This is a genomic window from uncultured Caballeronia sp. (assembly GCF_964243625.1).
Taxonomy (GTDB): Bacteria; Pseudomonadota; Gammaproteobacteria; order Burkholderiales; family Burkholderiaceae; genus Caballeronia.
In genome coordinates this window covers 1-11,612 of record NZ_CAXTGZ010000160.1, presented here as the reverse complement: position 1 = coordinate 11,612, position 11,612 = coordinate 1, and the positions used below count along the sequence as shown (strand labels likewise).

Below are 11,612 nucleotides of genomic sequence, written 5' to 3'. Positions count from 1 at the left end.
CCAGTCGCAATTCAGTCCTTACCTGAGTGCACCCGCCGACGAAACCTCACCCGCCGCCCGGGTCCAGGCTTACGTGATGGAGCATATCGGCGAGCGGCTCACGGTCGAGAAGCTCGCGCAGATCGCTGGCATGAGCGAACGCAATTTCGCCCGCGCTTTTGTGGAGGCGACCGAACTGACGCCGCATGATTTCGTGGAACGCGCGCGTATCGATGCCGCGCGCAACGCGCTCGAAAGCACGGTCACGCCGCTGAAGACCATCGCGTACGAGTGCGGCTTTGGGACAGCGGACCGGATGCGGATCGTGTTCCGGCAGCGGCTGGGCGTGTCGCCGAATGATTATCGGGTGAGTTTCCAGAAGTGCGAAAGCTGATCCTTGCATAGACGAACGCTGGACCGGTTCGTGCTCCGGTTTGTGCTCGCATCCACTCGCGCAATCACACGAACATTCCGGAGACGTTGATGAAAGATGATGCTTACGAACGACGTGCGCTGCTCCTGCATCTGGGCGATGTGCTCGAAGCGCTCTCGTGCCTGTCACGCAGCGGCGCACGGCACGCGACGCTCGGCGAGGCGCTGGTCGCGGAAGATTCGCTGGTGAGTTTTACATGGCTGGGTTTCATCGATTCCGCAATATCGCCGCGAACCGTATCGGATCGCGCGGCCAACGCGTTCTTTCTCTGGCCCAAGTCGTTGCTCGACGAAAACCTGAACCGGCCTTTGTTGGCATCGACGGTGCAGCACGATCTTTTTGCCGGCAATCCGCAAGGGTGGTCCAGGTACGTGGCCGAGCGCAGGAAAGACGTCGCGTGGTTTGCGGAAGGCCTGAAAGCACCTCCCGCCGAAGGCGAACCTGAACCGGAAGCCTCAGAGGCCTCGGGCCTCACCCGCTGGCCCTGGCCCGAAAAAACTTGAAAGCATTCACGGCTTCTTGCTCATGCTGCTTGCGCCAGCATCGAGCCCCATACCGTTCTTGCGGCCGCTGGGCGGCTCCTTTCCCGCCGACACCTTGCCCGGCGCGGGCTTGAGGGCGTTGTCCCGCGCCACGGACGAACTCGTGGCGCTCGTGGGCGACGTGGTGTTGTGCTCGTCGTAGGCTGGCGTGCTGTCGGACTCGAGCTTGTTGGGCTTTTGCTGCTGGCCATCGGCGTAAAGTGGGACAGCCGATGCCGCGATCAAACTGCCGATCATCAAAAGAACGCGTGGGGAGAATGTCATTGTTATTCGGCTGGAGTCGCCGCCCGGTTTTATCGATGAATTGAGTCGAGCAAGTAACGCTCCCGGCAAAAACGTCCTGGGTGCTTGGAACACGGCTTGCTGTTGACTTGTGACCTCAACCAGGACGCGATCATGAGCAATCAACCGAATCAGCCAGCCGATGAAAACCCCAAGAGCCATCCCACTTCAAATGCCGAAAAAGATCCTGCCGACTGGGTCACGGGCGACGAAGCAATGACCGGCGCGCAGGCATCGTATTTAAAGACGTTGTCGGAAGAAGCGAAAGAACCATTCGATGCATCGCTCAATAAAGCGGAGGCGTCGCGAAGAATTGAAGAGCTTCAGGCGAAGACCGGCCGGGGCACCTGAATCCATTTCAACCGAGGACTGAACCATGGCGACAGAATCATCACGCGACACACCGCCCAAACAACGTGACGACGATGCCACCGCAGCAGACCGGCAACTGAGCGACGCGGAGAAGGACTCGCCCAAGGGCGAGCCCGCACCGCCCGAACCCGGTCGCGGCACCGACCTGCCCGACCCGAAAGACGTTGGCGAGGCCGGCTGAAATCATTGAAACCGAGGACCGAACCATGGCATCCAAACCCAAGCAGGCCGACGACTCCGCTCCGGCGAGTCTGGCGGCAAGTCTCGCTTACACCTTCAAGTTGTTCGCGACCGACCATCGCGTTCTGGCGCAAAACGGCGATGGCAAACTGATCGATATCGGCGCGATCGAGCATCGTGAAAAGAAGGGGTTTGTCGTGTCGCTGGACGTCGACGAACTGGAATCGGAGCCGGAAGCGAGCGAGAAAAAAGCGCTGCAGAACATTGCGTCGCAGATCACGTTTGACTACCTCGATGGTCTTTTCACCAGCGAGGATGTCACTGAATTTCACGGCAAGCTGGCCGACCTGCCGCATATTGAACTGACGCTCGATGAAACCCTTCCACGCAGCCTGACCGACCGCACGCCCCCCCACCTTTTCTAAGTCACAGGCAAGCCAGTCTTGCCATTCCAGTCCAGATCCTGGATTTGCCGCACAATCCCGACGACGCCCGCGCCCGACATCAAGATTGAAACGCGCGGCATTCTCAAGGATCGAGCGATGGACTATCTGACAAGCCTGAAAGTGTTCCGGGCGGTCGTGGAGGCGAAAAGCTTCACGCGCGCCGCCGATCTGCTTGGCGTCTCGCCGCCGGTTGTATCGCGTGCCATCTCCACGCTCGAGCAGCGGCTCGGTAACCGGCTTTTTCATCGCACGACCCGACATATATCGCTGACGGAAACCGCCGAGAAGTTTTTCGAGGGTTGCTCGCGCGTGCTCGATGAACTCGATGCGCTGGAAACGCAGGCGTCGAACCGTGCCAGCGATCCAAGCGGCAACCTGCGCGTGGTTTCCCATACCACGGCGACATTGAGCCGCCTTGTGCCGCTGCTCGCCACCTTTCGACGCCGCTATCCGCTGGTCGGCGTGGATGTCACCTTGACCGAGCGTCCCGTCGATCTGGTCGCCGATGGTTACGATCTCGGCATCGTGCTGCCTTTCATGCTGACCAGCGACACCACCGTCACGCGCCTGCTTGAACGCATCCCGCTTGTGATCGTGGCCACGCCCGAATACCTGGCGGACAAGCCGCGGCCCATTCATCCCGCGGACCTGGCGGAACATGAGTTCGTCGCCATGCATCCGTCCATCCGCAAGCATATGCTGACGTTCCGCTTGGGCGACGGCGAAGAATTGACGGTGCAGACCAAGGCCGACATGACATCGAATAATGCGCTGCTTAACCGCGGCCTCGTGTTGCAGGGACTTGGCGTGGGCGTGCTGCCTTTTGCGCTGGTGCGCGACGAGCTTGCGGCCGGCACGCTGGTTTCGCTGATGGACGACTTCGAGATAATCGATGGCGCCATCGAGATCCGTCTCGCCTACAGCAGCCGGACCTTGTTGCCGGCCAAGGTGCGGGCGTTCATCGAGCATGCATCCGAGTTTTTCGAAGTCTGAAGCGTCAGCTTTCATCCTCCTTTTGCATCGATTCCATTTCATTGTTGACTGATTCGACATCAATTTGATGTGCGCGATGACGGTTGACTGGGTGCATATACACACATAGTCTGTGCACATGCACACCCGTCCACCCCGACACGATGACTGTTTTGCCCTCCGGCAGGCCGCGCGCCATATCTCGCAGCTTTACGAGCGGCATCTCTCGGCGGCCGGCATGACGCCGACGCAATTCAGCATCGTGTCGGCGCTGGAACGCGCGCCCGACATGACGATGGCCGAGCTTGCGCAAGCAATGGTGATGGAACGCACGACGGTCGTTCGCGTGCTGCAGCCGTTGTTGCGCAACGGTCTGGTATCGGCGGAACTGGGCGGTCCGTGCCAGCGGCGGCTGCAACTCACGCTCACACAGATTGGCCAGGCCAGGCTCGCCGATGCACTGCGCCACTGGCATGCGGCGCAGGAAGAATTCGAAGCGAAGTTCGGGCGGCGGCAGGCCGCGCGCCTGCGGCGCGAACTGTTCCGGCTGACGAGCGAATGACCACGCGCTTAAAAGATATCCGATGCAACCAACAGGAAACGACATGACCACGCCTTCCACGCCGCTTGCGTCCACCGCATCTCCCGCCGTTGAAGGAGGCGCCCGGCGCTCGTTCCGGATCGGCTGGATGCCGGCGGCGATCATCGTCGTGCTGGTCGTGGTGGCCGCTGCCGCCACTTACTGGTACACCGTGCTGCGTTTTGTCCAGAGCACCGATGACGCCTATGTAGGCGGCAACGTCACCGTCATGGCGCCGAAGGTGAACGGTTTCGTGACCGAGTTGCTGGTCGCCGACAATCAGCGCGTGAAGGCCGGACAAGTGCTGGTCCGCCTCGATTCCCGCGACTACGATGCCCGTCTCGCCCAGGCCGACGCCGACCTGAAGAGCGCACGTGCATCGGTTGATGAACTGGTTGCGCGGCAGCAACTGCAGGCCGCCGTGATCAACCAGAGTCAGGCGCAGGCGCGGGCGTCGTCGGCGGAAGTCACGCGCAGCGCGTCGGATCAGGTGCGTTATCGGCAACTGGTGAAGGACGAGGCGGTATCGAATCAGGTAGTCGAACGTGCCGATGCCGACTTTCTCAAGGCCCGCGCGACGCTTGACAACAGCAACGCCGCAACGCTTGCCGCCACCCGTCAGCTCGCCGTGCTCGCCGCACAGGTCGAAGACGCGAAAGCAAAGGTGGCGACCGCCGTCGCGTTGCGTCGCGTTGCCGAGTTGAATGTGGAATACACGACCATTCGCGCGCCGGTCGATGGCTACGTAGGCAATCGCACGGCGCGCGTCGGCATGCTGGCAAACACGGGCGCGGCGCTCCTGACCGTCGTCCCGGCGGACGGCCTTTGGGTCGATGCAAACTTCAAGGAGGATCAACTCAAGAAGATGCGCGTGGGTGATCGGGTCGACGTGGCGCTCGATGCCGCGAGCGACGTGATCCAGGGTCATATAGAAAGCCTGGCGCCCGCGACCGGCGCGACGTTCAGCGTGCTTCCGCCCGAGAATGCCACGGGCAACTTCACGAAGATCGTGCAGCGCGTACCCGTGCGAATTCGCCTGGACGTGCCGCCCGGCAAGGAGAACGTGCTGCGCGCCGGACTCTCGGCAACGGTCACGGTGCACCTCGGCGGCGTGAGCCATTCATGAACGCCGCGCCCCTCACTCCCGCCGACCAGCCGGTCAAGCAACGCATCTTCGCCTTCGCGCTGATGTGCCTGGGCTTCTTCATGGCGACGCTCGATATCCAGATCGTGGCGTCGTCGTTGAAGGACATCGGCGGAGGCTTGTCCGCAAGCCAGGACGAACTCTCGTGGGTGCAGACGTCCTACCTGATCGCGGAAATCCTGGTGATCCCGATGTCGGGCTGGCTCTCGAAAGTGTTCTCCACACGATGGTTGTTCGTAGCCTCGGCGGTCGGCTTCACCATCACGAGCATGCTCTGCGGCCTCGCATGGGACATCAACTCGATGATCCTCTTTCGCGGTTTGCAAGGCGCGCTCGGCGCCGCGATGATTCCCACGGTTTTCACCACGGCGTTCGTGTTGTTCCCAGGCAAGCAGCGCGTGATTGCATCGACGACGATCGGCGCGCTTGCATCGCTCGCGCCGGCCATTGGCCCGGTGATCGGCGGCTGGATCACATCGCAATGGTCGTGGCACTGGCTGTTTTATCTGAACCTCGTGCCGGGCCTTGTCGTTGCCATTCTGGTGCCGAAGTTCGTTCATATCGATGAACCGAATCTGGCCTTGCTCAAAAAAGGCGACTACCTGGGCATTGCGCTGATGTCGGGCTTTCTCGGCTGCCTGGAATACGTGCTCGAAGAAGGTCCGCGCAAGAACTGGTTCGGCGATGACGTGATCGTCACCTGTACATGGATCTCCGCCATCTGCGCCTTTCTGTTCCTCGTCCGCGCGTTTACTGCAAAGGATCCTGTCGTCGACCTGCGTGCGCTCGCGGTCCGGAACTTCGCGATCGGCTGCCTGCTGTCGTTCGTGACGGGCATCGGCATCTTCGTTTCGGTGTTTCTCACGCCGTTGTTCCTGAGCCGTGTGCGTGAATTCGACTCGCTGCAGATCGGCATTGCGTTGCTTTCGGTCGGTGTGTTCCAGTTGATGTCGCTGTGCGCATACGCCTACATTTCCCGTCTCGTCGACATGCGCTGGTGCCTTATCTTCGGCATCGTGTGTTTTGGTGTCGGCTGTTATTTCTATGTGCCGCTGACCAACGACTGGGGCTGGCAGCAGTTGTTATTGCCTCAAGCGCTGCGCGGAATTGGACAGCAGTTCCTCGTGCCGCCCGTGGTCACCATGGCGCTTGGTTCGTTGCCGCAATCACGCCTGAAGTCGGCAAGCGGTTTGTTCAACCTGATGCGCAATCTCGGCGGGGCGATCGGCATTGCAGTGAGCGCGACCATGCTCAACGACCGCCTGAATTTCCACTACGAGCGCCTGAGCGAAAGCGTCACGACCGGCAACCCGCAAACCGGGGCATTCCTCACGCGCCAGTTCGCGCATTGGGGGTCGGCCGCCGGCGACGCGTTGAATGCGACCAGCGCCAGCCTTGCGAACCTGCATGCGCTCGTGATGCGCGAGGCGCTCGTCCTCACGTTCTCCGACACGTTCTTCGTACTTTCGATGTGCTTTGCCATCGGCGCAATCAGCGTGATTTTCGCGCGGCCAATCGGCGCTGCTCCGCCTTCTCCTGACGCTCATTAAGGTCGATCATGCATAAAAGATTGCTGGCGCTGATGGCGCTGATACCGGGCCTGATGCTCGCGGCATGCGCCGTTCAACCCGCGCAGCACGCGGACCTGCCATCGACGGTAAAGACGGTTGCGCCCGAAAACTGGAGCGTCGATGCACCCCAGGACAACGCCGATACCGCCGCATGGTGGCTGCAATTCGGCGACCCGGTGCTGCACGAACTGGTGGCGTCGGTGCTGAGCCAGAACCTCGATGTGCAAGCGGCGATCGAGCGCGTGAAACAGGCGCAGGCCGTCACCACGCAACGTCGTGCGGTGCTCTTGCCCGAGCTCGACGCCACTGCGACGGCCGCGAACACCCGCCAGAACGCGCCGCCGCCTTTGGGTTACGTACGTGATGCAGGGTTTGGCGTCGCGCTTGGCTGGGCGCCCGATGTCTTCGGCGGAGAACGCCTCGAATTACTGGCGGCAGAAGCGCAACTGACCGGCCGTCAACACGCCGTCGATGAACTTCGTCTCGCGCTCGCGGCAAACACGGCATCGGCGTATGTCGATCTCCGATGGGCGCAAAGCGAGCAGAAGATCCTGCAAGACAACGTCGCCATCCGCGAACGCGCGCTCAAACTCACGCAAGAACGCATGCAGTACGGACTCTCCACGCGGCTCGACGTAGCCCGTGCGCAGAACCAGTTGAGCGAACTGCAATCGCGCTTGCCGCGGGCGGCATCGACGATTCAACATCAGTTGAGCCTGATCGCGGTGTACTCGGGGCGCACGCCCGAATCGGTCGATACCCTCGTGCTCGCCACGCCCGCCGCAATCCCGACGCCGACCGATGCCGCGCCGCAAATGCTGCCGTCAGAAGCGCTGTTGCGTCGTCCCGATGTCCGCAGCGCCTACGCCGAACTCACGCAGCGCGCGGCGGAAGTCGGCGTGGCGAACGCGAATCGCTATCCGAAGTTTTCGCTGCAGCTGACCGATGGCTTGCTGGCAGCGTCGTACGTCGGCCTGCCTACGCTCACCGACAACCTTTTCAGCGCCGCGCTCAACGCAACGAGCCCGATCTTTAACGCGGGGCGCATTACCGCGGGTATCGAACAGAGCGAAAGCCGCATGCGGGAATCCGATCTGCGCCTTCGGCAGACCATGCTGCAGGCGTTGAAAGACGTGGAAGACACGCGCAGCGATCTCGTCAGCACGTCGGAGCAGGCAGATCGTTTGAAAGACGCGTTGCAGTCATCCGACCAGTCGCTGCGGCTTTCCACGCAACTGTACAAGGGCGGCGCGAGCGGTTTCCTCGATGTCCTCGCGGCGCAGGACGCTTACCTGAAAGACTCGGACGCGTTGAATCAGGCGAAGCGCGAGCACGCGCTTGCGGCGGTTGCGCTCTACCGTTCGCTTGGCGGCGGATGGAGCGAGACACGGCAGGAATGATGCTCTCAGGACGCCTCGGGTAACATCGGGCATCTTCCGCCCCACGATGCTCGACCCGCGCATGGCACTCAAAAACCTCCTGAGACGGCTTGACCTCACCACGCTGCAACTATTCCTCGCTGTCTACGAGGAAGGCACGCTCACACGCGCTGCTGAGCGCGAGGCGATCGCCGTTTCGGCTGCAAGCAAACGTCTGCTGGAACTCGAACAGGCCGTGGGCGCAGCGCTGTTTGTTCGTCGCGCGCGCGGCATGGAACTCACGCCGGCCGGAGAAACGCTGCTGCACCACGCACGCCGCGTGTTGCGCGATGTCGAGAATATCGGCATCGAACTTGCCGAGCATGCAACTGGCGTGCGCGGTTATGTGCGGATGATGGCGAACCTCTCGGCTATCGTCGAATTCTTGCCGGAAGACTTGCGCGCTTTCTTTTCGATGAACGAACGCATCAAGCTCGACCTGGAAGAGCGGCCGAGCAGCGGCGTGGTGGAGGGCATAGCCGACAGCCTCGCCGATGTCGGCATCTGCTCGGGCGAAGCGGATACCCGTGGACTGCATGTGTCGCATTATCGGCACGATTCGCTCGTCGTCGTGATGCGCGAGGATCACGCGCTCGCGGGTCGCGAAAAGGTCGCGTTCGTCGAGACACTCGACGGCGATCATGTCGGGCTGCACGCGGCAAGCTCCATCAACCTGCGCACGCACATGGCTGCGCGGCAGGCGGGCAAGCCGCTGCGCCTGCGCATCCAGGTGCCCGGTTTCGATGCCGTGTGCCGCATGGTCCAGACCGGTCTTGGCATCAGCGTGCTGCCGCTCAAGGTGTTCAACACGGTCGGCCGCCCGCTGGGACTAACGGCTGTCACACTGGATGAACCCTGGAGCCAGCGAGATCTGATCGTCGTCGTGCGCGACGTCGGCGCGTTGTCTCCCGTCAGCAAAATGCTCTTCGATCATCTGCTCTCAGTCGAGCATAACGAACAGAATCCGGCTTGAGCGTTCGCCGTTCGCGAACGGTCGTTGGTGAATTGAGGTTGGACGCGGGGCGCGGCGCGCTCCTAAGCTGTCTTCAGACTGGACATTTCTGGAGACATGCATCATGGCCGGACCGCTTGCAGGCATTCGCGTAATCGAGATCGGCACGCTCATCGCAGCGCCGTTCGCCGCCCGGCTGATGGGAGAGTTCGGCGCCGACGTGATCAAGATCGAAGCGCCCGACAATGGCGACCCGCTTCGCAAATGGCGAAAGCTGCACGAGGGCACGTCACTCTGGTGGTATCTGCAATCGCGCAACAAGAAGTCGGTGTGCGTGAATCTCAAGTCGCCGGACGGTGTGGATGTCGTCAAGCGCCTTGTTGCGGACGCCGATGTCATCATCGAAAACCTGCGTCCCGGCGCGCTCGAAAAACTCGGCCTCGGCTGGGACGTCCTGCACGAGATCAACCCCAGGCTCACGATGGTGCGCATCTCCGGATACGGCCAGTCCGGGCCGTATCGCGACCGTCCGGGCTTTGGCGCGATCGGCGAGGCGATGGGCGGCATCCGCTACACGACCGGCGAAGCCAATGGTGCGCCGGCGCGCGTGGGCGTGAGTCTCGGCGATTCGCTCGCGTCGCTGCATGGCGTGATCGGCGCGCTGATGTCCATCCTGCGCGTGAAGACGGGGCAGGGCGACGGGCAAGTGGTGGATGTTTCGCTGGTCGAAAGCGTGTTCAACCTGATGGAAAGCCTGATCCCCGAATACGATCTGCTCGGCCATGTGCGTGAGCGCAGCGGCGGCGCGTTGCCGGGCATTGCGCCATCGAATACCTATCCGACCGAAGACAACGGTTATGTCGTCATTGCGGGCAACAGCGATCCGATTTTCAAGCGCCTGATGCACGTGATAGGCCGCGCCGATCTCGCCGATGACCCCGCGCTCGCCCGCAACGACGGTCGCGCCGCGCAGAGCGAAACGCTGGATGCCGCCATCACCGCGTGGACCTCGCACCATTGCACGCAAGACGTGATCGCCGCGCTCGAAGCAGCGGAAGTACCTGCGGGCAGAATCTATTCCGTGGCGGACATCGTTGCGGACCCGCATTACCAGGCGCGTGACATGTTGCTCGATGCAGCGCTGCCCGGTGGGGTATCGGTGAAGATGCCAGGCATCGTACCCAAGCTCTCGGACACCCCAGGCGAAGTTCGCTGGCAGGGGCCTTCGCTTGGAGAACATACGGACTCCGTATTAAAAGATCTCGGCTTCGATTCGCAGGACGTTGCCCGCCTGCGCCGCAAAGGTGCGGTTCAATAGTCGCCGTCATCACCTTCATCACCTTCAATAACGATGACCGGACATAACAACCAATCCGGCAGGAGACGATCATGAGCGTTCCAGGCGCCACGGCGACCGCAGTACACGAGCAAGACGAAACCGATTTCAAGGCGATCATCCGGAAGGTCGCGTGGCGGGTGATGCCGCTGATCATGATCTGCTATCTGTTCGCCTTTTTCGACCGCATCAACATCAGCTTCGCGAAATTCCAGTTGCAAAGCGACCTGGGTTTCTCGGACACCGCCTACGGCCTCGGCGCAAGCCTTTTCGTGATCGGCTATGTTTTGTTCGAAGTCCCAAGTAACCTGATGTTGTACAAAGTCGGCGCCCGCCGATGGATTGCGCGCATCATGATTTCCTGGGGTATTGCCACGAGCTTGATGGTGTTCGTGGGCAATGAATGGCAGTTCTATGGGCTGCGCTTCATCATCGGCGCAATGGAAGCGGGGTTCGCGCCCGGCGTGCTGTATTACCTCACGCTGTGGTTCCCGGCGAGTCATCGCGGACGCATCACTTCCTTGCTGTTCCTGGCCTCCGCGTTTTCGGGGCTGGTCGGCGCACCGCTCTCGGGCCTTGTGCTCGGCCACATGGATGGCGTGCTCGGGATTCGCGGCTGGCACTGGCTGTTCCTGCTCGGTGGCTTGCCGTGCATAGCACTCGGTGTGCTCGTGCTCAAGGTTTTGAAGGACCGCATTGAAGACGCGGGTTGGCTCGACCCCACCGAAAAGTCGATGCTCGCAAGCCGTATCGTGCGTCAGGCCCCGCACTCGGGCGCCGGGAAATCGCTCTGGGGCGCAATCACGACGCCGGGGTTCCTGACGCTCGGACTGGTCTACTTCCTGATTCAGGTGGCGTCCTACGGACTCAACTTCTGGGCGCCGCAACTGATTCGCAGCGCAGGCACACACAACCCGACGACGATCGGTCTGTTGACCGCCGTGCCTTACATCTGCGGCGCGATCTGCATGGTCGTCGTCGGCCGTCTTTCCGATGCGTCCGGCGAGCGCCGCAAGTTCGTCTCCGGATTGTTGCTGATGGCGGCAATCGGGTTTTTCGCCGCAGGCATCTTCGACAAACAGACAGGCTTGCTCATCATTTCACTGGGCGTGATGGGCGGCGGCGTGGTTGCATCGATCCCCGCATTCTGGGCCTTGCCGCCCAAACTGCTGACGGGTGCCGGAGCGGCAGGGGGCATCGCGCTGATCAACACACTCGGGCAGCTCGGCGGCATCGTGAGCCCGGTCATGGTCGGGCGGGTCCGCGACCTGACGGGCAGCACGACGCCAGCGTTGTATGCAATCGGGGCAATGAGCCTGGTTTGCGCCGCGATCCTGCTTTTCGGCCTGCCGGCAACGCTGCGGCAGAAAGATCAGCCGGAGGCGCGGGTTTCTACCTGATTGCA

The 11,612-nt window shown here is 61.9% G+C and carries 14 protein-coding genes; 13 read left to right on the top strand and 1 reads right to left on the bottom strand.

Annotated elements, in window-relative coordinates; genetic code table 11:
- Together ACFFAR_RS13315 and ACFFAR_RS13310 are read left to right on the top strand one after the other, a co-directional pair.
- Positions 1-373, top strand: a 373-nt coding sequence (locus ACFFAR_RS13315; RefSeq protein ID WP_174362835.1) for a helix-turn-helix domain-containing protein, incomplete at its 5' end; no start/stop codon positions are given.
- Between the two features lie 89 nt (positions 374-462).
- The gene (locus ACFFAR_RS13310; protein WP_174362836.1) at positions 463-915 is read left to right on the top strand and encodes a hypothetical protein; all 453 of its coding nucleotides are present in this window, start codon (positions 463-465) and stop codon (positions 913-915) included.
- Between the two features lie 6 nt (positions 916-921).
- On the opposite strand, the gene ACFFAR_RS13305 is transcribed toward ACFFAR_RS13310, so the two are convergent.
- The gene (locus tag ACFFAR_RS13305) at positions 922-1,218 is read right to left on the bottom strand and encodes a hypothetical protein (protein WP_174362837.1); all 297 of its coding nucleotides are present in this window, start codon (positions 1,216-1,218) and stop codon (positions 922-924) included.
- A gap of 84 nt (positions 1,219-1,302) precedes the next feature.
- Between ACFFAR_RS13305 and ACFFAR_RS13300 the strand changes: the two genes are divergently transcribed.
- The 11 genes from ACFFAR_RS13300 to ACFFAR_RS13250 all read left to right on the top strand — a co-directional run bounded on the left by ACFFAR_RS13300 (position 1,303) and on the right by ACFFAR_RS13250 (position 11,607).
- On the top strand, positions 1,303-1,587 hold the full coding sequence (locus tag ACFFAR_RS13300; RefSeq protein WP_375507989.1) for a DUF3072 domain-containing protein: 285 nt from the start codon (positions 1,303-1,305) through the stop codon (positions 1,585-1,587).
- 25 nt (positions 1,588-1,612) lie between these two features.
- Entirely contained in the window at positions 1,613-1,789 is a 177-nt protein-coding gene (locus ACFFAR_RS13295) for a hypothetical protein (RefSeq protein ID WP_174362838.1), read from the top strand.
- 25 nt (positions 1,790-1,814) lie between these two features.
- Positions 1,815-2,213 (top strand): hypothetical protein, encoded by a 399-nt coding sequence (locus ACFFAR_RS13290; RefSeq protein WP_062003095.1) that lies wholly within the window; start codon positions 1,815-1,817, stop codon positions 2,211-2,213.
- A 117-nt stretch (positions 2,214-2,330) separates the two neighbouring features.
- Positions 2,331-3,227: a LysR substrate-binding domain-containing protein gene (locus ACFFAR_RS13285; protein WP_174362839.1), complete on the top strand. Its 897-nt coding sequence runs from the start codon at positions 2,331-2,333 to the stop codon at positions 3,225-3,227.
- 118 nt (positions 3,228-3,345) lie between these two features.
- Positions 3,346-3,768: a MarR family winged helix-turn-helix transcriptional regulator gene (locus ACFFAR_RS13280; protein WP_062171153.1), complete on the top strand. Its 423-nt coding sequence runs from the start codon at positions 3,346-3,348 to the stop codon at positions 3,766-3,768.
- A 43-nt stretch (positions 3,769-3,811) separates the two neighbouring features.
- Positions 3,812-4,912, top strand: coding sequence for an HlyD family secretion protein (locus ACFFAR_RS13275; RefSeq protein WP_075357299.1), 1,101 nt, complete (start codon positions 3,812-3,814; stop codon positions 4,910-4,912).
- Entirely contained in the window at positions 4,909-6,480 is a 1,572-nt protein-coding gene (locus tag ACFFAR_RS13270; RefSeq protein WP_174362840.1) for a DHA2 family efflux MFS transporter permease subunit, read from the top strand. Before ACFFAR_RS13275 ends, ACFFAR_RS13270 begins: the two co-directional genes overlap by 4 nt.
- Before the next feature lie 8 nt (positions 6,481-6,488).
- Complete coding sequence (locus ACFFAR_RS13265; protein WP_174362841.1) at positions 6,489-7,901, top strand: efflux transporter outer membrane subunit; 1,413 nt, start codon at positions 6,489-6,491, stop codon at positions 7,899-7,901.
- A 61-nt stretch (positions 7,902-7,962) separates the two neighbouring features.
- Positions 7,963-8,892 (top strand): LysR substrate-binding domain-containing protein, encoded by a 930-nt coding sequence (locus ACFFAR_RS13260; protein WP_174362842.1) that lies wholly within the window; start codon positions 7,963-7,965, stop codon positions 8,890-8,892.
- Positions 8,893-8,995: 103 nt separating this feature from the next.
- Positions 8,996-10,189 carry a CoA transferase gene (locus ACFFAR_RS13255; protein WP_174362843.1) on the top strand — a complete coding sequence of 398 codons (1,194 nt, stop codon included), beginning with the start codon at positions 8,996-8,998 and terminating at the stop codon, positions 10,187-10,189.
- A gap of 71 nt (positions 10,190-10,260) precedes the next feature.
- Positions 10,261-11,607, top strand: a complete 1,347-nt coding sequence (locus ACFFAR_RS13250) for an MFS transporter (protein WP_174362844.1) — start codon at positions 10,261-10,263, stop codon at positions 11,605-11,607.
- The last annotated feature ends 5 nt before the right edge of the window (positions 11,608-11,612 follow it).